The sequence below is a fragment of the Streptomyces sp. NPDC050743 genome (assembly GCF_044456925.1).
Classification (GTDB): Bacteria; Actinomycetota; Actinomycetes; order Streptomycetales; family Streptomycetaceae; genus Streptomyces.
Genome location: NZ_JBITGJ010000105.1, coordinates 1 through 23,652, shown reverse-complemented (window position 1 = coordinate 23,652; position 23,652 = coordinate 1). Strand labels below are relative to the sequence as shown.

At 70.8% G+C, this 23,652-nt stretch carries 17 protein-coding genes and 1 pseudogene; 12 read left to right on the top strand and 6 right to left on the bottom strand.

Annotation, left to right across the window (positions count from 1 at the left end; genetic code table 11):
- Together ACIBJF_RS44565 and ACIBJF_RS44560 are read right to left on the bottom strand one after the other, a co-directional pair.
- A pseudogene (locus tag ACIBJF_RS44565) lies at positions 1–282 on the bottom strand (ABC transporter permease); the annotation flags it as partial.
- Positions 282–1,286, bottom strand: coding sequence for a substrate-binding domain-containing protein (locus ACIBJF_RS44560; protein WP_399183035.1), 1,005 nt, complete (start codon positions 1,284–1,286; stop codon positions 282–284). The gene ACIBJF_RS44560 and the pseudogene ACIBJF_RS44565, both read right to left, overlap by 1 nt.
- 499 nt (positions 1,287–1,785) lie before the next feature.
- Here ACIBJF_RS44560 and ACIBJF_RS44555 point away from each other — a divergent pair, with 499 nt between their 5' ends.
- From ACIBJF_RS44555 to ACIBJF_RS44540, 4 genes are all read left to right on the top strand, one after another.
- Entirely contained in the window at positions 1,786–2,922 is a 1,137-nt protein-coding gene (locus ACIBJF_RS44555) for an ROK family protein (RefSeq protein WP_399183034.1), read from the top strand.
- 303 nt (positions 2,923–3,225) lie between these two features.
- Positions 3,226–5,097 carry an alpha-galactosidase D gene (locus tag ACIBJF_RS44550; protein ID WP_399183033.1) on the top strand — a complete coding sequence of 624 codons (1,872 nt, stop codon included), beginning with the start codon at positions 3,226–3,228 and terminating at the stop codon, positions 5,095–5,097.
- 140 nt (positions 5,098–5,237) lie between these two features.
- The gene (locus tag ACIBJF_RS44545; RefSeq protein WP_399183031.1) at positions 5,238–7,655 is read left to right on the top strand and encodes a glycosyl hydrolase family 95 catalytic domain-containing protein; all 2,418 of its coding nucleotides are present in this window, start codon (positions 5,238–5,240) and stop codon (positions 7,653–7,655) included.
- A 98-nt stretch (positions 7,656–7,753) separates the two neighbouring features.
- On the top strand, positions 7,754–8,974 hold the full coding sequence (locus ACIBJF_RS44540) for an SGNH/GDSL hydrolase family protein (protein ID WP_399183029.1): 1,221 nt from the start codon (positions 7,754–7,756) through the stop codon (positions 8,972–8,974).
- A 31-nt stretch (positions 8,975–9,005) separates the two neighbouring features.
- Here ACIBJF_RS44540 and ACIBJF_RS44535 read toward each other — a convergent pair whose 3' ends face one another.
- The 3 genes from ACIBJF_RS44535 to ACIBJF_RS44525 all read right to left on the bottom strand — a co-directional run bounded on the left by ACIBJF_RS44535 (position 9,006) and on the right by ACIBJF_RS44525 (position 11,514).
- Entirely contained in the window at positions 9,006–9,845 is an 840-nt protein-coding gene (locus ACIBJF_RS44535; protein ID WP_399183027.1) for a class I SAM-dependent methyltransferase, read from the bottom strand.
- Between the two features lie 105 nt (positions 9,846–9,950).
- The gene (locus ACIBJF_RS44530; protein ID WP_399183025.1) at positions 9,951–10,943 is read right to left on the bottom strand and encodes an XdhC family protein; all 993 of its coding nucleotides are present in this window, start codon (positions 10,941–10,943) and stop codon (positions 9,951–9,953) included.
- A 298-nt stretch (positions 10,944–11,241) separates the two neighbouring features.
- Positions 11,242–11,514: a hypothetical protein gene (locus ACIBJF_RS44525; protein WP_399183023.1), complete on the bottom strand. Its 273-nt coding sequence runs from the start codon at positions 11,512–11,514 to the stop codon at positions 11,242–11,244.
- 126 nt (positions 11,515–11,640) lie between these two features.
- On the opposite strand from ACIBJF_RS44525, the gene ACIBJF_RS44520 reads away from it, so the two are divergent.
- The 8 genes from ACIBJF_RS44520 to ACIBJF_RS44485 all read left to right on the top strand — a co-directional run bounded on the left by ACIBJF_RS44520 (position 11,641) and on the right by ACIBJF_RS44485 (position 21,663).
- Entirely contained in the window at positions 11,641–12,117 is a 477-nt protein-coding gene (locus tag ACIBJF_RS44520) for a hypothetical protein (RefSeq protein WP_399183020.1), read from the top strand.
- 31 nt (positions 12,118–12,148) lie between these two features.
- A complete protein-coding gene (gene pyrF, locus ACIBJF_RS44515; RefSeq protein WP_399183019.1) occupies positions 12,149–12,844 on the top strand; it encodes an orotidine-5'-phosphate decarboxylase in 696 nt (231 codons plus the stop codon).
- An 80-nt stretch (positions 12,845–12,924) separates the two neighbouring features.
- Positions 12,925–13,620 (top strand): alpha/beta hydrolase, encoded by a 696-nt coding sequence (locus ACIBJF_RS44510; RefSeq protein WP_399183016.1) that lies wholly within the window; start codon positions 12,925–12,927, stop codon positions 13,618–13,620.
- 156 nt (positions 13,621–13,776) lie between these two features.
- The gene (locus tag ACIBJF_RS44505; protein ID WP_399183014.1) at positions 13,777–14,745 is read left to right on the top strand and encodes a cyclase family protein; all 969 of its coding nucleotides are present in this window, start codon (positions 13,777–13,779) and stop codon (positions 14,743–14,745) included.
- Between the two features lie 84 nt (positions 14,746–14,829).
- A complete protein-coding gene (locus ACIBJF_RS44500; RefSeq protein ID WP_399183012.1) occupies positions 14,830–17,688 on the top strand; it encodes a SpoIIE family protein phosphatase in 2,859 nt (952 codons plus the stop codon).
- Between the two features lie 108 nt (positions 17,689–17,796).
- Positions 17,797–19,344 carry a sugar ABC transporter ATP-binding protein gene (locus ACIBJF_RS44495; protein WP_399183010.1) on the top strand — a complete coding sequence of 516 codons (1,548 nt, stop codon included), beginning with the start codon at positions 17,797–17,799 and terminating at the stop codon, positions 19,342–19,344.
- Positions 19,341–20,432, top strand: a complete 1,092-nt coding sequence (locus tag ACIBJF_RS44490) for an ABC transporter permease (protein ID WP_399183008.1) — start codon at positions 19,341–19,343, stop codon at positions 20,430–20,432. The genes ACIBJF_RS44495 and ACIBJF_RS44490 overlap by 4 nt, the downstream gene beginning before the upstream one ends.
- Positions 20,433–20,499: 67 nt before the next feature.
- Positions 20,500–21,663 (top strand): substrate-binding domain-containing protein, encoded by a 1,164-nt coding sequence (locus ACIBJF_RS44485; protein WP_399183006.1) that lies wholly within the window; start codon positions 20,500–20,502, stop codon positions 21,661–21,663.
- Positions 21,664–21,709: 46 nt separating this feature from the next.
- Here ACIBJF_RS44485 and ACIBJF_RS44480 read toward each other — a convergent pair whose 3' ends face one another.
- Positions 21,710–22,930 carry an alginate lyase family protein gene (locus ACIBJF_RS44480; RefSeq protein WP_399183005.1) on the bottom strand — a complete coding sequence of 407 codons (1,221 nt, stop codon included), beginning with the start codon at positions 22,928–22,930 and terminating at the stop codon, positions 21,710–21,712.
- Positions 22,931–23,652 lie beyond the last annotated feature (722 nt).

The window sequence follows — 23,652 nt, the reverse complement described above, 5'->3', positions numbered from 1 at the left end:
GTCGAACTCGCCGCCGATCATCAGCAGGGCCACCGGCAGGGCCATGATCCCGATGGTCGAGGACTGGTACAGGATCGTCGCCATCGAGCTGCCCTCGCGCACCGGCGGGGCGGCGGTCAGGAAGAAGACGTACACGGCGGCGGCGCCGAGGAAGACGCCCACCTCGGGGCGGGCCAACAGCCGCAGCGCCAGGGGACGTCGGGCCGTGCGCCCGTCCGCGTGCTTCGGGCCGGGGGTCGGCGGCGTGGTCACCGCCGGCTCGGTGTGCTGTGCCGTACTCATCACCGGGTGCCCTTCGCGGCGAACTCGGCGACCTTGTCGACGTTGGACTTGTCGATGAAGGCCGGTCCGGTCAGCACGGGCGCGGTGCTGCCTCCGCTGAAGTTGCCGTTGTACTTGTAGAGCCACAGGGCGTCCACGGCGAGGTAGCCCTGCAGATACGGCTGCTGGTCCACCGCGAACTCCACGGACCCGTCCTGGACGGCCTTCACCAGGTCCTTGTTGAGGTCGAAGGTCGCGACCTCGGCCTTGCTGCCGGCGTCGGACACCGACTGCACGGCGGTCAGCGCGAAGGGAGCGCCGAGGGTGACGACCTGGTCGATGGAGGAGTCCTGCTTGAGCTTGGCGGTGATGGTCGACTTCACCGACGGCATGTCGGTGCCGTTGACGTAAATGGTGTCCGTCTTACCGCTGAAGCCCTTCTTCAGGCCGGCGCAGCGGGCCTCCAGGGCGACCTGCCCCTGCTCCTGGATGACGCAGAGGGCGTGCTTGGCGCCGAGCCGGCCGAGACGCCGGCCGAAGGCCTGGCCCGCGATGTTCTCGTCCTGGCCGAAGTACTCGAGCATGCCGAGCTTCTTCCAGTCGCCAACTCCGGAGTTGAAGCCGACGACCGGGATGCCGGCCGCCTCGGCCTTGGCCACGACGCCCTTCATCGCCTGGGGCTTGGCCGCGGTGAGCGCGATGCCGTCGACCTTCTGGTCGATCGCGTTCTGCACCAGGTTCGCCTGGTTGCCGGCGTTCGGGTCGGACGAGTAGACGAGCTTGATGTTGTCCTTCGCGGCCGCCGCCTGGGCGCCCTTGCGGATCAGGTCCCAGAAGGTGTCACCGGGAGAGGCGTGAGTGATCATGGCCACGGTCATACGGGGGGTGGTGGCCTTGCCTGCGGAGACCGCCGCGCCGCCTTCCTCGGACTTCTTGCCGCCATGGCTGCTGGAACAGCCCGCGGCGAATAGGGCGCCGACGAGAACCGTGGCGGTCAGAGCGGCGGCTCGGTGGTTTCTGTGCATGTCCCTTGCACCTCACTGTTACTGATCAGAGTAGGAAAAAGAGGGATTTGCGCTTCGTCAGAGAGGCCCTGATCGACCTGGCGAAGCGAACGAACGGTTGGGGAAGCGCCACGGGTGGCGGAGGAGTGCGGTCGACGGCAGCAGGGGGTGTGCGCCGCTTGTTTCGGGGTTACTAGAGCGCGTTACTAGTGCGCTCTAGTGCCCGTACTATGAAGTCCCCAGGGGTGGTGTCAATAGGTTTGTCAGGACGTTCCAACAAACACGGATCAGCCCCGTACGGCGCCGACGGCACGCCGAACCGCCGCAGCCGTCCACAGACGCCGGCCACCCAGGGCTTGCATCGCGCGCCCAACTTCCGCGCGTTGCCTCTACTTTAAAGGCCACTCGCCGCCAACTCGCAGCGATACAAAGGAGCCTGCTTTATTCATTGACAGCAAAAAAGAACCTCTCTAAGTTTCCGGCCATGCGCTCGGCCCCCTCTTCCCAAGCGGCCCCGGACATGACGCCGGCCGCTTCCCTCGTCTTCACCACGCTGCTCTCCCACGGCCCGCTCACTCGCGCCGAGGTGGGACGGCGGACCCAGCTCTCTCCGGCCGCCGTCACCAAGGCGGTCCGTCCGCTGATGGAGCTCGGCTATCTGGTCGAAGGCGTGGACGAAGGGGCGCGGCCCGCGGTCGGGCGTCCGGCCAGCCTGGTGTGGGTGGACGGAGGGAGGGCGCTGTTCATCGGGATCAAGGTGACGGGCGACGAGGTCATCGCCGTACTGGCCGACCTGTGTTGCCGTATCCGGCTGTCCCGGCACGTCCGGCTCACGGGACGCGAGCCGGAGGCCGTGCTGCCCGTCATCACCGCGCTGGTACAGGAGTTGCTCACGGAGGCAGACGGATTCGGTGTGCAGGTGCGGGGCCTGGGCATCGCGATCTCGGGGGACGTGGACCGCGCGGACGGGGTGGTCCGCTACTCGCCCTTCCTGGAGTGGCGGGACGTGCCCCTGGCCGAGATCGCCGGGATGGCGACGGGGCTGCCGGTCACGGTCGACAACGACGTGCGGGCGCTCACGGTCGCCGAGCACTGGTTCGGGGCCGGGGTCGGTCTCTCGGACTTCGCCGTGGTGACCGTGGGCGCCGGCATCGGATGTGGCCTGGTGGTGCACGGGCAGGTGGTCTCGGGCGCGCACGGCGTGGCCGGCGAGATCGGGCATCTGTCACTCGACCCGCTCGGGCCGCTCTGCCACTGCGGCAACCGCGGCTGTGTCGAGGCGATCGCGGCGGATCCGGCGATACTCCGCGCGGTGCGCGCGGCCACGGGCAAGCAGGTGACCGATGCGGCCGAGGCGCTGGAACTGGCCCACGGCGAAGACCCCGGTGTCAGAGAGGTCTACGCACGAGCCGGCGAAGCCATCGGCAAGGCCATCGGTTTCCTGGTGAACATCCTCGGTCCCCAGCGGGTGGTCATCTCCGGCGAGGGTCTGGCCGCCTACGACCTGGTCGCCGAGGGCATCCGGGACGCGTTCGCCGCGTCCGCCTTCGGCACCGCCGCACAGTGCGACCTGGTGACACGCCCCCTGCCCTTCGAGGAGTGGGCACGCGGGGCCGCGGCCACCGCCATCCAGTCCTTCATGGGATCGGGCATGTGAGAGCGGGAAGGAGCAGCGATGACGCCGCAGAGCCGCGGCCCCCACCAACGACCTCATCCCGGCAGGGGCTTTTCCTGACCGCGATCCCCACGCTCCTGACGCGCTGCACCCCGCAGCGCCGGTTCATCAGCGGGCTCCCCATCGGCTCGGGCAGCCGCCGGACCGATGTCTCCCCGAACGGCCGGCCGATCTCCTCGGCCCGGCTCCGGACCTGTTGACAGGCCCTCGTCCGACCAGCAGCACGCCCGTCCCCCACCGGGTGCCACCGCACGTACCCCCTTACCTCACCTCAGGAGGCGACCCATGCGGTCATCCCCGTACCGAGTCCTGCGCGGAGCCCTCTCCGGCTTCCCGCGCCGCACCCTCAGAGCCACGCTGGTCCTGGCCGTCACGGCTGGACTCGCCACGGTGGTCCCGGCCGTCGCCACCCAGGCCGCCGCCTCCGGCTCCGCCGGCGCGGCCGCCACCTCGGCGGCGACCACCGGCGACGCCGCCTCCGGACTTGCGGCCAAGCCGTACATGGGCTGGTCCAGTTGGAGCATGCAGTCCTCCCAGTACCCGGGCCTGAACCCGGACGGCAACTACAGCTACCTCACCGAGGCGAACGTCCTGAAGCAGACGGACGCCCTGGCCGCCACCCTGAAGAAGTACGGCTACGACCATGTCAACATCGACGCCGGCTGGTGGATGGACAAGAACTGGACGTCCGAGTTCGACCAGTACGGCCGGCAGACACCCGACCCGGTCCGGTTCCCCGACGGCATGAAGTCGGTCGCCGACCACATCCACTCCAAGGGTCTCAAGGCAGGTATCTATCTGCCCGTCGGCCTGGAGAAGGGTGCGTACGGCGACGGCAAGGTGCCGATATGGAACGCCCCGGGCTGCACCACGGCGGACATCGTCTACCCCGATCTGCGCACCACCAACGGCTGGGACAGCGCCTACAAGCTCGACTTCGACAACCCGTGCGCGCAGAAGTACATCGACTCGCAGGCGCAGATGCTCGCGGAGTGGGGCTACGACTTCCTCAAACTGGATGGCGTGGGACCCGGCTCGTTCAAGTCCGGTGACAACTACAACAACGTCCCCGACGTGGCCGCCTGGCACCAGGCCATCGCCGACACCGGGCGCCCGATCCATCTGGAGCTGTCCTGGTCGCTCGACATCGGCCACGCCGCCGACTGGAAGAAGTACTCCAACGGCTGGCGCATCGACACCGACGTGGAGTGCTACTGCAACACCCTGGTCACCTGGGAGAACTCGGTCAACGACCGGTGGAACGACGCTCCCGCGTGGAGCCACAAGGCAGGCCCGGGCGGCTGGAACGACCTCGACGCGATCGACGTCGGCAACGGCGCGATGGACGGTCTGACCAACGCCGAGCGGCAGAGCTACATGACCCTGTGGGCCATCAACAAGTCGCCGCTGTTCACCGGTGACGACCTCACCAAGCTGGACAGCTACGGCCTCTCCCTGCTGACCAACGAGGAAGTCATCGCCGTCGACCAGAACGACTCCCCCGTGGCGCGCCCCGTCACGCCGCTGGGCGACCAGCAGGTGTGGGCAACGGAGAACCCCAACGGCACATACAACGTCGCCCTGTTCAACCTCGGCGGCTCGTCGGCCTCCGTCACCGCCGACTGGGCGTCCTTCGGCTTCACCGGCGCGGCCTCCGTGCGCGACCTGTGGAACCACCAGAACCTCGGCACGTACAAGAACAAGATCACCGCGACGCTGCCCGCGCACGGCTCACGGCTGTTCACCGTCAAGCCCGCCGGCACCCCGCTGGCCACCACCCGCTACGAGGCCGAGTCCGCGAACAACACCCTCACCGGCAACGCCTCCGTCGCCGGATGCGACTCCTGTTCCGGCGGCAAGAAGATCGGCAACCTGTATCTCGACAGCAAGCTGCAGTTCAACGACATCACGGTGAAGAAGGACGGCATCTACACCGTCAACGTCGCCTATGTCAGCGGTGACCCCCGCTCGGTCACCGTCTACTCCAACAGCGGCCATGGCACCAGCCTGAGGTTCCCCTCCACGGGCGACTGGGGCACGGTCGACACCGTCAGCGTCCAGTTGGCGCTGAAGGCGGGCTCCAACACCATCACGTTCGACAGCGGCTGGGACTACTCCCCCGACATCGACAGGATCGACGTGCCCAAGTCCGCCTGACCCCTCGCGCCGAGCCCGGGGGCGTGACGCCCCCGGGCCCTGCCAGGCCGCCATCCGGTTCCGCAGCGCCCGGGCATGCCCACGCCCGACCGCCCGTACTTCCCCCGCATGCGCCGTTCCCCTGACCTGGAGTGCACAACGTGGACACCGAGCACACCGAATCGCGCGACAACCACCCGAGCCGCAGGGGCTTTCTCGCTCTCGCCGCCACCGCCGGCGCGGCCGCCGCCCTCGGCGGTCTGCCTGCCTTCACCGCCTCGGCGGCCCCCGCCCGCCCCACCTCCTCGCCCCTGCTGTCCGCGGCCGCCGCCGCGAAGAACCAGCTGTGGTGGCAGGCTCCCGCCTCCGCCAACTCCATGATCCGGCAGGGCCTGCCGGTGGGGAACGGGCGCCTCGGAGCGCTCGCGGGCAACGACCCCGCCGGCGAACTGCTGACGATCACCGACGCCACCCTGTGGACCGGCGGCCTCAACGACACCCTGCAGAGCGACGGCCAATTCCCGTACGGCCGGGACGACTTCGGCTCCCTGACCCTGCTGGCCGAGCTCACCGTCGACATCCCCGGGCACGATCTGGGATCGGTCGACAACTACCGCCGCTCCCTCGACCTGGCCCAGGGCCTCGTCAGTGCCTCCTACGACCTGTCCGGCGTCACCTACCAGCGGCAGATCTTCGCCAGCCGCCCCGACGACGTCATCGTCGTGTACTTCTCGCAGCAGGGCGGCGGCACCTACACTGGTACCGTGACCCTCGCCGGCACGCACGGCGAGACCACCACGGCCGACAGCGCGGGGCACTACGCCTCGTTCGGCGCCTCCCTCGCCAACGGGCTGAAGTACGGTGCCGCCGTCACGGCCCGCAGCAGCAGCGGCACGATCGCCGTCGACGGCGGGTCGATCTCCTTCCGCGGGTGCAAGGACCTCACCGTCGTGGTCAGCGGCGGCACCAACTACGCACCCGACGCGGCCGCCGGGTTCCGCGACCCGTCCCTGGAACCGGAGCGCCTGGCGCGGACCAAGGTCCAGGGGGCGGCCGGCCACTCCGCGAGCACCCTGCTGCACACCCATGTCGCCGACTTCCGTCCGGTCTTCGAGCAGCTGGACATCAACCTCGGCACGTCGTCGGCCGCACAGCGCGGGCTGGACACCTGGCAGCGGGTGCAGGCCCGCTATCGGGACGACGTCCCCGACCCCGAACTCGAGGCCGCCTACCTGCAGTTCGGCCGCTACCTGATGATCTCCGGATCGCGGGGCACCCTGCCGATGGGCCTGCAGGGTCCGTGGCTGGACGGCAACGACCCGGACTGGATGGGCGACTACCACACCGACATCAACATTCAGATGAACTACTGGATGGCCGACCGCGCCGGCCTGTCGGGCTGCTTCGACGCCTTCGCGGACTACTGCCTCGCGCAGCTGCCCTGCTGGACGGAGGTCACGCAGCGACTGTTCAACAGCACGACCAACAGATACCGCAACTCTAGCGGCAAGCTCGCCGGTTGGACCCTGGCCATCTCCACCAACCCCTACGGCGGCGGCGGCTGGTGGTGGCATCCAGCCGGCAACGCCTGGCTCTGCCAGAGCCTGTTCGAGCACTACGAGTACACCCAGGACCGCGCCTACCTGCAGAAGATCTATCCCCTGCTCAAGGGCGCCGTGGAGTTCTGGGAGGCCCGTCTCGTCACCACGACCGTCACCGACACCTCCGGAGCCTCGCGCGAGGTCCTCATCGCCGACAGCGACTGGTCGCCCGAACAGGGGCCGTTGGACGCCAAGGGCATCACCTACGCCCAGGAACTGGTGTGGAACCTTTTCGGCAACTACCACACCGCGACCCAGGTGCTCGCCAGGGACACCTCCTACAGCACGACCGTCGACGCTCTGCGCGAACGCCTGTACCTGCCCGTGGTCAGCCCCAAGACCGGCTGGCTGGAGGAGTGGATGTCCCCCGACAACCTCGGCGAGACCACACACCGGCACCTCTCCCCGCTCGTCGGTCTCTTCCCCGGCGACCGGATCCGCCCGGACGACTCCACACCGAAGGACATCCTCGCCGGCGCGACGGCCCTGCTGACCGCCCGCGGCATGAACAGCTACGGCTGGTCCAACGCCTGGCGCAGCCTGTGCTGGTCCCGGCTGAAGAACGCGAAGAACGCCTACCAACTCGTCGTCAACAACCTGAAGCCGTCGGTGAACGGCAGCAACGGCACCGCGCCGAACCTCTTCGACATCATGGACATGGGGCAGGGCCGCGGCATCTTCCAGATCGACGCCAACTTCGGCACCCCCTCCGCGATGATCGAGATGCTCGTCTACTCGCGACCGGGTCACGTCGAGTTGCTGCCCGCGCTGCCGGCCGCCTGGGTGGCGTCCGGCTCGGTGTCCGGCGTCGGAGTCCGCGGCGGCTTCGTGGCCGACCTCGGCTGGAAGAACGGCAAGGTCACACAGGTGACGCTGCGGAGCGTCGGCGGCCGTGACACGACCGTGTCCGCGGGCGGCACCTCGCGAAGGATCAGTCTCAAGCCCGGTGAGTCCGTCACGCTGGGCAACTTCGGCTGACGGTGCGGACCACGAGAAGAGTGGAGAGATCGACGATGTCCCCGGAAAAGAGAAGCACGACGGCAGGTCGCCGACCGCGCCGCAGAACCCTGCTGGCCGTGTTCGGCGCCCTGACCGGCTTGACCCTGACGGCAGTTCCGCTGAGCACCGCGCATGTGGCAAGCGCCGCCACGCCCTTGGCGCAGAGCAAGGGCACCCGGGTCAGCGCCTGGTCGCCCAGCATGACGACCGGCGGCCCGTCCTTCACCGACCAGACGATCCGGATGGTGGTGCACAGCAGCGTCTCGGGCTCGGGCGCCCGCATCACCCTGTCCAACCGGTACAGCACCACCCCGCTCGATGTCGGCGCCGTGGACGTGGCCGTCCAGGAGAGCGGCGGCGAGGCGACGCGCGGCACCACGCGGAACATCACCTTCGGCGGATCCCGCCACGTCACGATCCCCGCCGGTGAGGAGGCCGTCAGCGACGTCGTCCCGATCTCGGTCAGCGCCGGGGAGAACCTGCTCGTCAGCCTCTACGTGCCCGGTACGACGGGGATGTCGACCTGGCACTCCGACGCGTTCGACACCACCTACCTCGCCTCCGGCAACCACACCGGTGACGACGGTGCCGCCGCGTTCGGCACCACCACGACCTCCTGGTACTACTTGGCAGGGCTGGACGTCGTGTCAGCGACCGCGCGGGGCACCGTCGTCGCCTTCGGTGACTCCATCACGGACGGCTACCACTCCTCGACCGGCACCTACAGCCGGTGGCCCGACTTCCTCGGGCGCCGGCTGGGCGCCGGACCGGGTCCGCAGAAGCTGAGCGTCGTCGACGCCGGCATAGGCGGCAACCGGGTCCTCACGGACGTCCCCAACCTGTGGCAGGGGGTCAGCGCCCTGAAGCGGTTCGGGCATGACGCCCTCGGCCAGCCCGGCGTCAAGGACGTGATCCTCTTCGAGGGCATCAACGACATCGGCAACAACGCCGGCCCCGACGGCCGCCCGCTGACCGCCGAGGACCTCGTCAACGGCTACCGCACCCTGATCGACGAGGCACATGCCTCCCACGTCGGCGTCATCGGCGCGACTCTCATGCCGGACGAGGGCAACGGGTACTACACGCCTGCCGCCGAGTCGATCCGCCAGAGCGTCAACCAGTGGATCCGCACCAGCGGAGCCTTCGACGGCGTCATCGACTTCGACCGGACCATGCGTGACCCCACGAACCCGGCCGCCCTCAACCCGGCCTACGACGCGGGCGACCACATCCATCCCAACGACGAGGGCATGAAGGCCATGGCCGACGCGATAGACCTGCGGCTCCTGCGCACCTGACGCCCACCGCCGGGTGCGCGGTCCAGGAGAGTCACCGACGCCGTGACACCCCCAGTTCGATGAGATGGCGCTTGGTCACCCGGCCGCCGTACCGCCGGTCGATCAGTGCCGAGATGCACTGCAACAGCCCGCTTCTGGCGGCTTCGGGAAGAGCCCGGTGGCCGGAGTAGGTCCGCAGCAGTCGGAGATAGTCCGCCGTGGTGTAGGTGAGGTCCTGCTCGTAGCGGCGGAAGACGGTGGAACCGAACCGGCCGCTGCGGGCCACCTCCTCGGCATGGTCCGAGCCGTCGATGTCGGCGGCCGCGGGAGGCCGCAGCCCGGGCGGCGTCTCGGGGTCGAAGCGCTCGTAGCAGCGCTGGACCTCCGCGAAGAACTCCTCGGTCCCGCCCCGCACATGCTGGGTGCGCACCACGGCGAGCGCGCCACCCGGGCGGAGCGCGTCAGCCGCTTTGGCGACCCGCACCGCCGGGTCGATCCAGTGGACCGCCGTGGCCGAGACGACCGCGTCGAACGGCTCGTCAGGCAGCGGCCACGTCTCGAACTCCGCCGTCACCACCTCCACCGTCCCGGCCCCGGCCGCGTTGCGGCGGGCGAGCGCGGCCATGCTCGGCCCCGCCTCGACGGCCGTGATCCGACAGCCCCGCCGAGCCAGCGGCACGGTCGCCTGGCCTGTTCCGCAGCCCACCTCCAGTACCCGGCTGCCGGGGCGGGCACCCGCGAGTTCCGCCAGGTCGTCGTACAGCTCCGGCGGATATCCCGGCCTGGCCCGGTCGTACAGCTCCGCGTCTTCGTCGAATGTCCGGCTCAGGCGCACCCGCCGGGACTCCTCGGGCCTGTTGTCGCGTCGTGCGTGCGTGATGTCGTCGGCCACGCGGAGCAGAGTAGCGAGGAGGCTCACCGGCCGGCACGAACCGCGCGCGAGGAACGGACGGGGCGCGTCCTCGTAGCCTCATGCACCTGTATGGGCGAGGGCCGGTCAGTCGGGGACGGGTCCGGCGCCCTCGCGCACCACGCGGACCTCGCTGCCGTCGAGGGTGGCGAGCACCTCGGCGCAGATGGCCAGTGCCGTCTCGGCCGGGGTGCGGGCGCCCAGGTCGAGGCCGATGGGGCCGTGGATGCGCCCGAGGAGTCCCTCGTCGAGGCCGGCCTCGGCGAGATCCGCGGCACGGCGGGCCTGGGTGTGGCGTGAGCCCAGGGCGCCGACGTAGGGAATGCCGGCGTTCAGCGCGGCGGACAGGACGGGGACGTCGACGTCCGGTTCATGGCTGAGGACGATCAAGCAGGCGGCGGCCGGACGTTGGGCGAGCAGCCGGGCGGCGTCCTCGGCGGCGGACTCCACCGTTGCCTCCCAGTCCAGCAGGTGGGCCTGCGCGGCGAGCAGCTCGGCGAGTTCGCCTCCTCCCACGATGACCAGATGGGGTACGGCGGGGAACGTCTCGATGAGGACGAGTCCGTCGTCCGTGGAGCGGATGTCCCGGCCGGCCCGGCGGCGGCCGAGCAGTTCCCGAGCGCGTTCGACGGCCTCGGACGGCCCGTCACCACCCTCCGGCGCGGATGTCGCGACGGCGCTGGTGCCCCGGGTCCGCCCGGCGTCCAGCCGGGTGATCAGCGCGGCGTCGGCACCCTCCGCCAGCAGGTCCCACCAGCGGGCGGGAACCGTGTCGAGGGACTGCAGCAGCACTTCGGCCTGGCCGCCGCAGGTCAGGCCCGCCCGCTTCACCTCGTCGTCGTGGACGGAGACTTCGCGCACGCCCGCGGTGTGATCCGCGGGCAGGGCAGCGGCCTCCGCCGCCAGGTACGCGTCGAAGGCACCGCGGTACAGCGTGCCGTGACAGTGACCGGCCTCGTCGATCAGGAGGGCGTCGGCGGGGCGCCGGGGACCGAAGCCCCGCTCGGTGAGGGGGCGGGCGAGGACGCCCGTACGTCCCTGAGCCGCCCACTGCCGTGCCGTCTCGGCCAGTTCACGCATGATCGCGGCCCTCCTCGTGGTGGGGTCGGCACCGGGAACCGTATGGACAGCGCCGGCACCGTGACCGGAATTCTCGCATGATCACGAATCTCGGCGCCGCACCCGCCGCGAGAGCGGGGCGACGAGGACTGCGGCTGCGTGCTCGGCGATGCGGTCCTGTACCACCGACGGGAAGCCGGGGTCGGGCGGGCTGCACAGCACCGGCGCCCGCAGACGTCGAGAAGGTCGTCACCACGGTCATCGCGTACGCCCTGACGTAGCGGATCCGGTTCCTCGAGGCGGCGAAACCCTTCGGCCGTCACGGTGCGTCCCCGTCCCAGTCGAAGTGGCGGGGGTCGCCGGGGCGTGGAACGTACACCGCCCGGCCGTCGGCACCGAACTGCCCCAACTCGGTGGGGAGCGCCGCGCCGGTGCCGATCTCGGCCTGCGTCCAGCCGGTTATGTCGAGCAGGAGCCCGTCCAGCGGCCCGCCGACCAGTTCGGCGTACCGGCGTCCCGGCCGCGGGCCCGGATGGTCGTGGTCCTGACCATAGACCCGGCCGCGCAGCAGTTGTTCATCGTTCCTGTCCATAAGGCCAGCCTCGCAGCCACCACTGACATCGCCGCGGGCCGAACGCGGCGCGGGAACGGCCGCCTCGGTCGGACTGCTGCACGATGACGCACAGCTTCCTCTGACCGGTGCGGCGATGATGTGGGGATGCTCTACGAAGATCTCAGCGAGTACGACTACCTGGACGACGACTCGTTCACCGACAGGGAGTCGGGCTTCTACGGGCTCTGGTACCGCCCGACCTACATCCGACTGAACATCGGCTGGCTGGAAGCGGGCACGCCGTACCCGACGGGAACCGTCTCCACGGCGTTCGTGGAGAAGCTGAAAGCCGTTCAGAAGGTCCAGTGGATGAACGACTGCCTGGGCGTGCACGAGTGCGACCTGTGTCCTGAGGGAGAGGCCCCGGAGGGCAACGGGGAGATACGGATCCCGGGCGAGCCCGGCATCGCCTACGCCGCCCCGTTCCTCATCTCCCACTACGTCACCGCCCACGGCTACCGGCCGCCGCAGGTCTTCGTCGATGCCGTCCTCGCCGTCGACCTCGAAGCATGGGCCACCGCACGATGGCCCGACGTGCCCTTTCCGTGGGTTCCGGAGGACGCCGAACGCGTGGTGGAGTAGGGGGACAGCCGGTGGCGGGCACAATGCCGGCGTGGATACGCGTCACCTGATCATCGTCGCCCTGGACTGCGACACCCGGGCCTCCGCCGAGCGCATCGTCGATCAGCTGGGCGACGAGTGCCGTTTTTACAAGGTCGGCCTGGAACTGCTCACCGTGGCCGGCCCCGACTTCGTCGAGCACCTTGTCGCGCAGGGCAAGGAGGTCTTCCTAGACCTCAAGCTCTTCGAGATCCCCAACTCGGTCGCCGGAGCGGTCCGTGCCGCGGGCTCGTTGGGCGTCTCCATGGTGACGGTGCACGGCATGGGCGGCCTGGGCGTCATGGCTGCCGCTGTCGACGCCGCCCGCGCCTTCCCCGGACTGCGGATTCTCGCGCTGACCGTGGTCACCAGCATGACGGACGAGGACCTCGCGGACATCGGGATCGCGGGCTCGACCGAGGAGCAGGTACTCAGACTGGCCCGGCTGGCGGGGAAGGCCGGCTGTCACGGTCTGATCGCCTCGCCTCGGGACGTCGCGGCCCTGCGGAACGCGCTGGGGCCCCATCCCCTGATCGTCACTCCGGGAGTCGCCCTGCCCGGTGACTCTCCGGCCGAGCACGCTCGCCCCGGAACGCCACGCGCCGCCATCGCCGCCGGCGCCTCGCACGTCGTCGTGGGGCGGACGGTCACACGGGCCGCGGACCCGGCGGCGGCATTCCGTCTCGTCCGCAGCAGCCTCGTGGAGTGAGCAACAAACCGCCGGGCACGGCATTCTGCTGTGGGCCGAGGTTGTCGCGTCTCGGACGGCGGGTGGGGCAGCATCGTCGCATGCAGCCGGTCTTCGTTCTCGTGCACAGTCCGTCCGTGGGCCCCTCGACCTGGCATCCAGTGGCCGAACACCTGAGGGCGGAGGGATACCAGGTACGGGTGCCGTCTCTGCTGCACATCGGCGCCGGCCCCCCGCCCTTCTGGCCCCGTATCGTCGACGCGGTCCGCGACGACCTCCAGCAGGTCCCGGCCGACAGCCCCGTGACCTTGGTGGTCCACAGCAACGCAGGCTTGTTCCTGCCCACCGTCCGCTGCGGACTCGACCATCCGGTCACCGCCTCGGTCTTCGTCGACGCCGCGCTGCCGGCGCGCACCGGAGCCACTCCCGTCGCCTCGCCCGAGATGCTGGACTTCCTCCGCCCGCTGGCCGTGAACGGCAGGCTGCCGCGCTGGACCGACTGGTGGGACGAGGCGGACGTCGCACCCATGTTCCCGGACCCGGCGATGCGGCGGACGGTCGTGGACGAGCAGCCCACCCTGCCACTCTCCTATTACGAGCAGCGCGTCCCGGTCCCCGACGGCTGGGACGACCACCCCTGTTCCTACCTGCTGTTCGGTCCGCCGTACGAGGACCTGGCCGCCGAGGCGGGCGAACGCGGCTGGCGCGTGGCACACCTGCCCGGCGCGCACCTCCACCAGGTCGTCGATCCCGCCGGCACGAGCCGCTGCCTCCTCGAACTCGCCGGTACCGCTTGATCCACCGCCGGCCGGACCGGCCACCGTGAACCAGCGAGCCGGTGCGGGTCGTGCCAAGCTGGGAATCCGGTCGACGGTCACGCGCGGCGGAATCCCGGCCACGGGGCCGGTGCCCGGTTGCCGGGGCCGCGTCGACGCTGGGAACGGTGAGTAGGGATGAGCCCGAGCTCCGCGAACGGCCCGGATCCCGGGCCGACCGGTGCCGGCAACGGGCCTGCCGTCTCCCGCCGGGAGTTCGACGCGCTCTTCGAGGCGGTCCGCACATGGGGCCGCTGGACCCCGGCCGACCGCGGTGCCTGGAACCGGGTGACCGCGGAGCATGTGCGGCGGGCCACGGCCGCGGTGCGGTCCGGGCGGGTCGTCCCTCTGGCGCTGCCCTGGAACACCCTGCCCGGCCCCGACAACCCCAGGCCCGCTCTGCACCACATGACCGATCTCGGTGACGTCCAGGGCCCGGAACCCTCCACGCACAAGGACTTCATCGCCGCCGACTACCACGGCAAGGCCGTCACCCACCTCGACGCCCTGTGCCATGTCGCCTACCGGGGTCGGCTCTACGACGGCCGGACGGCGAAGGACCTCGTCGGCGCGGCAGGTGCGCGTTTCGGAGCGGTGTCGGCGCTCGGCCCCCTCGTCACGAGGGGAGTTCTCCTCGACCTCCCGGCCGTCCTGGGGATCCGCTGGCTGAAGCCGGGACAGGCGGTGCACGCAAAGGACGTCCTCGCCGCGGAGAAGGCGCTCGGCCTGAGGATCGGCGAGGGCGACGCGGTGCTGTTGCGCTCCGGGAACGTCCGCCGCCGCGGGGAGCTCGGTGCCTGGGACTCCGACTCGGCGAGCGCGGGCTTCCACGTGGACGCCGTACCGCTGCTGGCCGAGCGCGGCATCGCGCTGCTCGGCGGCGACGGCGACAGCGACGTACGGCCCTCCCCCGTCGACGGCGTGCACTCGCCCGTCCATGCCCTGGTCGTCGCCGCGATGGGGGCGCCGCTGCTGGACAACCTCGACCTGGAGGCGCTGGCGGCCGCGACGGCGGAGGCGGGACGGCATGAGTTCCTGCTCGTCGTGGCGCCGCTGAACGTCCCGGGCGGGACCGGCTCGCCCGTCAATCCGGTCGCCGTTCTGTGACTACGCGCAACCGATGTCCGTATTCTCACCTATGTCATATTGTTTTGGAGAAACGGACTCTTGCAGGCGCGAGTGAGGCGAAGCATGGTTCGGCTCGGCGGGACAGCGATATCGGCAGCGCGTGTGGCAGACGGCACGGGGCCCGCCCGTTCCCGTGAGCATTTCCTGGCGGGTGCGCCGGTCGAGGCCTGCGTGCGCACCTGCATCTCGAACTCGTGGCAGCGCTGCCGGGCGCTGGGGCTCTCGCCCGACCAGTCCAGCCCGCCCTTCCGGGCCGACTTCGAGCGTGATCCCCGTATCGTCCGGGCGGCCGTGCCGGTGCTCGACCGGCTGCAGACCTGGTTCGCCGGCAGCAAGATGAACATCTCCGTCGCCGATGCGAGCGGGACGGTCCTCCTGCGCCGCTTCGGAGAGGCGTCCCTCGCCAGAAGCCTTCCGGCGTTCCAGCGCGAGCCCGGATTCGTGTTCGCCGAGCAGTACGCCGGCACCAACGGAATCGGTCTCGCCCTGGCCGAGCGACAGCTCATCCATGTCTACGGCGCCGAGCACTTCGCCGAGCGGTCCCAGGGAAACGCCTGCCGCGCGCTTCCCGTCCGCGACCCGGTCAGCGGCCGCATCGAGGGCGTCCTGTGCCTCGGCTATCCACGCAGCGCCGAGGACCCGGCGCTCGCCACCGTGCTACGCAAAGCGGCCCGCGCCATCGAGAGGCGACTGCTGGCACAGAGTTCCGAACGTGAGCGCGCCCTGCTGCGGGCGTACCTGGGCACCAGGGCCGAAACCGCGGCCGCCCCGCACCACAGCGTCGGGGTCGGCGATCTGGCCCTCGGGCTGCATCCCCATGACCGGGCGATCCTCATGGAGAAGGCCGCCGAGCTGATCTCCTGCGCGCAGCTGGCCGCCGTACGCGTTCCCCTGTCCGACGGCCGGTGCGTGACACTGGTGAGCCATCCGATGAGTGCCACCGGGGTGGAGGGCTTCGCCATCGAGGCCATCCTGCCCGGCCCCTCACCGCACGAGCCCCTCATCGCACCGCGGTCGGCCGAGGAGCCACTGAGCCTCGCCGCCGAAGCCGCCGCCTCCGCCGTCCCGCCGCCGAAGGCCGCTCCCCGCGCCGCGGCGCCGCGCCTCGTGCCCGGCCGGGCCGACACGACCGGCGAAGACGCGGCAGGGGGCGGTCCCGGCGGCACGGCGCGCGGTCACCCCGGCTCCACGCCCCAGGCGAGAGGGCTCGTGCTGGTGGGCGAGCCGCACGTGGGGCGGTACGCCCTCGCCGCGCGCCGCCGCCTGGAGTTGCTGACCGACGCGAGCACCCGCATAGGCACCACCCTGGACGTGCGCCGTACCGCACAGGAACTCGCCGACACGGCGGTGCCGCGACTGGCCGACTACGTCACGATCGACCTGCCCGAGGCGGTGCTGAGGGGTGAAGAGGCCGCCGACCCCCTCACCAACCTGTGCCGGACGGTGGTCCACGGCATCCGCGACGACTGTCCGTTCCACCCGGTCGGCAAAAGCGTCGACTACGGCCCGACCACTCCGCAACTGCGCTGTCTGACCAGCGGCCGGGCGGTGCTGGAACCGGACCTGAAGACCGCCGCGGGCTGGCTCGCCCACGACCCCGAGCACACCAAGGCGCTGCTGGCCCACGTCCACTCCCTCATCGCGGTCCCCCTGGTCGCCCGCAGCGTCGTCCTGGGCGTGGCCGCCTTCTACCGCGGGCGGGATTCCGCGCCCTTCGGTGACGACGACCGTTCCCTCGCCCATGACCTCGCCACCCGCGCCGCCCTGTCCATCGACAACGCCCGGCGTTACACGCGCGAGCGCACCATGGTGCTGGCCCTGCAGCGCAGCCTGCTCCCGCAGGGTCAGCCCGACCAGGACGCCGTCGAGGTGGCGCACCGCTACCTGCCCGCGGAGTCCGACGTGGGCGGGGACTGGTACGACGTCGTCCCCCTCTCCGGCACCCGTGTCGGCCTCCTGGTGGGCGACGTCGTCGGCCACGGCATGCTCTCCGCCGCCACCATGGGCCGGCTGCGCACCGCCGCACGCAGCTTCGCCGAACTCGACTTCCCCCCGGACGAAGTCCTCACCCACCTCGACAACCTGGTGGGACGCCTCGACCGGGAGAACCCCGCCACAGGAGAACCGGGCATCATCGGCGCGACCTGCCTGTACGCCGTGTACGACCCGACCACACAGCTGTGCACCATGGCCCGCGCCGGTCATCCTCCCCCGGCCCTGGTCCGCCCCGACGGCACGGTGACCTTCCCCGACCTGCCCGCCGGGGCCCCGCTGGGCCTGGGTGGCCTGCCGTTCGAAGCCGCCGAGATCGACCTCCCCGAGGGCAGCGGGCTGGTGCTCTACACCGACGGACTCATCGAGGACCGCGACCGCGACGTCGACTTGGTCCTCGACCGGCTGCGCGGTGCCCTGGCCCATCCGGAACGGACACCCGAGGAGATCTGCGAGGCGGTCCTGGACACGGTGGCGCCGGCTCACCCCCGCGACGACATCGCCCTGCTCGTCGCCCGTACCCGCGCCCTGGACACGCACCGCATCGCCACCTGGGACCTGCCCGCCGACCCTTCCCTCGTCAGCGAGGTCCGCGCCGCGGCGCTTCGGCAGCTGGCCGACTGGGGACTCGAGGAGGCCTCCTTCGCCATGGAGCTGGTCCTGAGCGAGCTGGTCACCAACGCCATCCGCCATGGCGCCGGGCCCATCGGCGTACGTCTGCTGCGCGACCGCACCCTGATCTGCGAGGTCTCCGACACCAGCAACACCGCTCCGCACCTGCGCCGGGCAGCCACCACCGACGAGGGCGGCCGCGGACTGTTCCTCGTGGCCCAGCTGGCGCAGAGCTGGGGTACGCGCTACATCCGGCAGGGCAAGGTCATCTGGGCCGAATGGGAACTCGACGGCGCCGCAGGCCGCCGGCGTGACTGACCCGTTGGTGACACACAAGGCGGCAAATCCGGAATACCCGGATGTGCTCGACTAGCATCACTGGCGAAAGTCGGGAAGCCATCGCCATGCCGACCCCCGGAGATGTCCGTGCACGACCCTCCCGACACCTCTGCGAACGCGGGCAGGGCCTTTGAGGCCGACCCCCTGGTCCGCATCCGCGGGCTGGCCAAGCGGTTCGGCGGGACCCTCGCACTGGACGGGGTGGACCTCGACGTCCGAACCGGCAGCGTCCTCGCCCTGCTCGGCCCCAACGGAGCCGGGAAGTCCACGCTCATCAGGGTGCTGGCGGGCGTCCACCACGCCGACGCGGGCCGGATCACGGTGGACGGGCATCCGCTCGGCACTCGCGCCGCCTCCCGCAGCATGTCCTTCATCCACCAGGACCTCGGGCTCGTGGAGTGGATGACGATCGCCGAGAACTTCGCCCTGACCATCGGCTATGCGCGCCGCGCCGGACTGATCTCCTGGCAGCGGACCCGGGAGCAGTGCGCCGACGCCCTGGGAACCGTCGCCGGGCACCTCGATCCCGACACGCCGGTCGCCCGGCTCGGCCCCGCGGAACGCTCGCTGGTCGCCATCGGCCGCGCCCTGGCCGCCCGCGCGAAGCTCGTCGTCCTCGACGAGCCGACCGCCCGTCTTCCCGCCCCGGACTGCGCCCGGCTCTTCCGCGTCCTGCACGCCCTGCGCGACCTGGGGCACGGCATCCTCTACGTCACCCATCGCCTGGACGAGGTGTACAAGGTCGCGGACGCCTTCGCCGTCCTGCGCGACGGCCGGCTCGTCAGCCACGGCCGGCTCGCGGGCCACAGCCCCACCCGGCTGATGCACGACATCGTCGGCGAGGAACCGACCCGCCATCGCCCCGCCGCCGGCCCCGCGGGCGGCCCCGCCGTACTCATCCTCGACGGCGCACGGACCGTCGGCACGGGAGCGGTCAGCCTGGAGCTGAGGGCCGGGGAGGTCCTGGGCCTGGTCGGCCTCTCGGGCGCCGGGCACATGGACCTGGGCCGCGCTCTCGCGGGCGCCCGGCCCGTCCTCGGCGGGCGGGTGCTCCTCGGCGGCAGGCCCTACAGCCCTCGCACGGTCGCCGACGCCGTCGCTCGCGGCGTCGGCTTCGTGCCCAGTGACAGACAGCGGGAGGGCTGCGCCGCGGGGCTGACCGTACGCGAGAACCTCATGGCCAATCCCCGTGCGGGTGGTCCGCCCGCACCGCGCTGGATCGGTCCCCGCCGTGAACGCGCCCAGGCCGCGCAGCTGATCGAACGCCTCGCGGTGCAGCCCCGAGACTCCGAGGCCCCCCTCGCCACCCTGTCCGGCGGAAACCAGCAGAAGGTCCTGATCGGCCGGTGGCTGCGGGTGGACCTGCGTCTGCTGATCCTGGAGGAGCCGACCGCGAGCGTGGACATCGGAGCCAAGGCCGCGGTCTACCGCCTGCTCGACGAGGCGCTGGCCGCCGGCCTCGCGGTCCTGCTCGTCTCGACCGACTTCGAGGAGGTGGCGGACGTGTGCCGCCGCGCCCTGGTGTTCGTCCGCGGATCCGTGACGGCCGAGCTGAGCGGTGCGGGCCTCACGGTCGCGGGGCTGACCCGGGCAGCCTCGGCCCTGCCGGCCTCCGGCACCGCCACGGACTCATGACCTCCCCGCCGTCACCCGTCTCGGGCCACTCCCGGCCGCGCCGACGGGGCCCGGCCTGGCACCTCGTGAGCGCCTACGGCCTTCTGGTCCTCACCGCCCTGCTCTTCCTGGTCTTCTCCCTCACGCTGCCGCACACCTTTCCCACACGGGACACCGTCGACTCGATCCTGTCCAACCAGTCGATCCCGGCCGTCCTCGCGCTCGCCGCCATGGTCCCCATCGTGACCGGCTCGTTCGACCTCTCCCTCGGCTACGGCCTCGGCCTGGCGCACGTCATGGTGCTGCAACTCGTCGTCAACGACGGATGGCCCTGGCCCTGGGCCTGCCTCGTGGTGCTCGTCGGAGGGGCGGTCGTGGGCGTCCTCAACGGTGTCGTCGTCGAGTTCGGCCGGATCGACTCCTTCATCGCCACCCTCGGAACCGGCAGCATGCTGTACGCCGTGACCGGCTGGGTCACGGGCGGCGGCCGGATCGTCCCGGGCCCGCACGGTCTGCCGGCCGCCTTCACCGGCATCTACGACTCCGAGATCCTCGGCATCCCGCTGCCCGCCCTGTACGTGCTCGTCCTCGCCGTCGCCCTGTGGCTGGTGCTGGAGCGGCTGCCGCTGGGCCGGTACCTGTACGTCATCGGCTCCAATCGACGCGCCGCCGATCTGGCCGGCGTCCCGACCCGCCGGTACACCGTCTACGCGTTCGCCGCGTCGGGGCTGATCGTCGGCTGCGCGGGTGTACTGCTGGCGGCCCAGCAGGAGATCGGCAATCCCAGCGTCGGCCTCGACTATCTCCTGCCCGCCTTCGTCGGCGCCCTCCTCGGCTCGACCGCGATCAAGCCCGGCCGTCCCAACGCCCTGGGCACGGTCGTCGCCGTCGCCGTGCTCGCCGTGGGCCTCACCGGCATCGCACAGATGGGCGCGGACTTCTGGACGATCCCGCTGTTCTACGGCGGCACCCTGCTGCTCGCCGTCGGCCTGGCCGGCTACTCCGCCCGCAGACTGCGCACCGGGGCCGACGCGGCCCGCGACGCGGCGGCCGCGGCTCAGCCGCCACCGTCGGCACCCGGAGGTGGAACCGCCGGCATCGCTCCATGACCTGCACCAGGGCCGGACTCCGGCCCCCGGCCGCACCTTGACGCTCGCCCCTTCGCGAGGAGTTCCCGTGCACCGAAACCGCAAGGACGCCCCCCGCGCCGTCCCGGCCCGGTCCGTCGCGATCGCGTTGCTGGTCGCGGCAACCGCCTTCACCGGCTGCCAGCGCGGCTCGTCGAACGGCCCCACGGCGTCCACCGACGGCCCGGGCGGCTGCCCCTCGGCCCAGGCCGGCGCCCGGGCCGCCGTCGCACGAGCGGAGCAGACCGACACCGCCTGGAACGGCCCGACCAGCGGCCCGGCGGCGGTGTCCGGCAAGACGATCGTCTATGTCGCCCAGACCATGACCAACCCCGGAGTCGCAGGCATCGCGAACGGCGTACGGGACGCCGCGAGAGTCATCGGCTGGAACGTACGGGTGATCGACGGCGGCGGCAGCCCCGCCGGCATCCAGGCGGCCATGAGCGAGGCCGTGGCTCTCAGACCCTCGGGCATCGTCATCGGCGGCTTCGACCCCGGATCGACCTCACAGCAGGTCGCTCGGGCCAACGCCGCCGGCATCCCACTCGTCGGCTGGCACGCGGTCGCTTCCCCCGGCCCCAGCAGGCGGCCCGAGCTCTTCACCAACGTCACCACCCGGGTCGAGGACGTGGCCCGCACCAGCGCACAGTGGATCATCTCGCTCTCCAACGGCCGAGCCGGGGTCGTGCTCATCACCGACGCCTCGATCCCCTTCGCGAGGCAGAAGTCCGAGCTGATCAAGAAGGAACTCGCGACTTGTGCCGGCGTGCGGCTGCTCGCGTACGAGAACATCCCGATCCCGGACGCGAGCAGCCGCACCCCGCGTGAGATCTCCACCCTGCTCTCCCGCTTCCAGAGCAGGTGGACCTACTCCGTCGCCATCAACGACCTGTACTTCGCCGACGCCGCCCCCGCCTTCCGCGCGGCCGGCAAACAGGGGGCAGGCCCGCCTTTCAACATCGGTGCCGGCGACGGTGACCCGTCCGCCTTCCAGCGGATCAACAACAGGCAGTACCAGGCCGCCACCGTTCCCGAGCCGCTGTCGCAGCAGGGCTGGCAGATCGTCGACGAGTTCAACCGCGCCTTCTCCGCTCGCCCCGCCAGCGGCTACGTCGCCCCCGTCCACGTCTCGACCGCCGCCAACAGCGCCGGAGCCACGACCTGGGACCCGCCTGGCTACCGGGAGGCGTACCGCAGGATCTGGGGCGGATGAACCTCCCCCGGAGCCTTTCGGCACGCCGCCCCACTGCCGGCGTGGGTCAGTTGGGATTGTCACCGTTGGTGAGGGTCTCCCACGCCACGAACAGGTTGTTGGTGCCGGCCGGGCGGTTCTGCTCAGTCAGCGCCTGGGTGTTGGTCATGGCGATGCCCAGGCGGTTGTGCAGGGCGTTGTAGCCGACCTCGGTGATGGGACCGAGCCCTCGCTTGACGGATCCGCCGCACAACCAGCTCGGGACCGCGGCGCCGAGCTCGTACTTGGACTGGAAGCCGAGCGCCTGCCGCAGCCGTTCGCCGACGTCGGTGCCGTAGAGGTCCTGCCCCTGGATCCGGCTGGTCTCGGCGACGTGCGAGATGGCGGAGATGCCGTATCCGGTGTGCACGAAGTCGCGGCAGGTCTCCTGGGTGAGGCCGGTGACGAAGGTGGACTGGCCCTGCCAGTACGCGACGATCTTGTCCCGGGTGTTCAGGTTCTGGCTCGGCACGGTCTTGGGCAGGTCGCCGTCGGAGGAGAGGTAGACGTAGGCGGCCGTGCGGGTGCGGAAGCGTGCCATGGCCGAGTCGTAGGAGGCCTTGTCCTCCAGGAAGACCGAGATGCCGACCGCGGCCTCCGTCATCGTCAGTTCCCAGTTCCCGTTGGAATTGGAGCCGTTGATGACTTTGGGCAGGTAGACGTTGCGGAGCAGGGTGGCGAACCGGCCGGCGTCGGCCCAGGTGCCGGTGTAGGTGTACTTGATGAGTTCGGCGGCCTTGGCCCAGGAGGCTCCCGCCCAGGCGGTCTGCAGTGGCGCGTTGCTGTTGGTGTGGTCCGTGAGCGTGGCGGACCAGGCGTCCATGAGCTCGATCGCCTTTCTCGCGTACCGCTCGTCGCGGGTGACGTACCAGGCGAGCGCGTCGGTGTACGCCGCGATGGCGTCCTCACGTTCGTCCGTGCAGCCGTAGTTGGGGTTGGAGTACGGGCCGCACTCGACGACGGCGCGGGGTTTGGGGGTCCGGCCGAGGCTTGCGTACGGGCTCGCCATCATCTGGTCGTACGCCGCCTTCCACGGCTGAGCGCCGGCCAGGACCTTGCCGCGCGCGAAGTCGAGTTGGGCACGCGAGACGGTGACACCCGGGTGGACGAAGGCGGCAGGAGCGGCCTGCGCCCGCTGGGCGCCGGGCCAGGAGAGAAGTCCGGTGGTCAGCAGGGCGGCTGCTGCGGTGAGCGCGAGAGCGGAGCGACGTGGGGACTTGCGACGACGTGGAGCGTGTGTTCCCTGCATAGGACACGTCCTCATATGTGAATGAAATACGCTCCCTTGAATGAAGCGCTGCCCGATGACCATAGGTACGGACCAATAGACCGTCAAGCGCCCGAGAAACATGCGGAGTTGGCTACGGTGCAGGTGGATCCTCGGAACGCGGACGGACACGCCCGAACCGGGATCACCCGGTGCGATACGCACATACCGGACTACGGTATGTCTTCGTGCGAGCTGGTCCGGTCATCCCCCGAGGCAGCCGCTCCGTGCCGCGGGCCGGAGCGGTGCTCGTCGTGTTGCTGGCCGCGCTTCTGCATGTGCTCGGCTGCTCGCACGGTCCGGCGGCGGCCGAGACCCCGCGCATCGACGCTTTGGCGCAGGCGGCGCCCGTCAGCTGCGAACAGCCGGGTGACAGGCGTCAGGAGACCACGGCAGGACAGAGCACACCCGCGCACGACGACGATGCCCACTGCTGCGCCATGGACGAGCCGACCGTACAGCCGCCGCGCCACCCCGGTCCGACCGGACCGCCCCTCCCTGACGTCCTGCCGTCCGAGCCCGCCGGGCCCGCACCGGCCATCACACCGTCGGCACATCGCCACTCCCCCACCGTCCCTGCCGCGTTCTCCGGGACAGGCGCAGGCCTCTCTAAGAGTCATCACGTAATGAGGTGATGCCCACCCGATGTCCGTGCGGGGCCAGCAGGCCGGGGTGGCGTGCTTGCTCCGTTCGGCCGGCTGTTC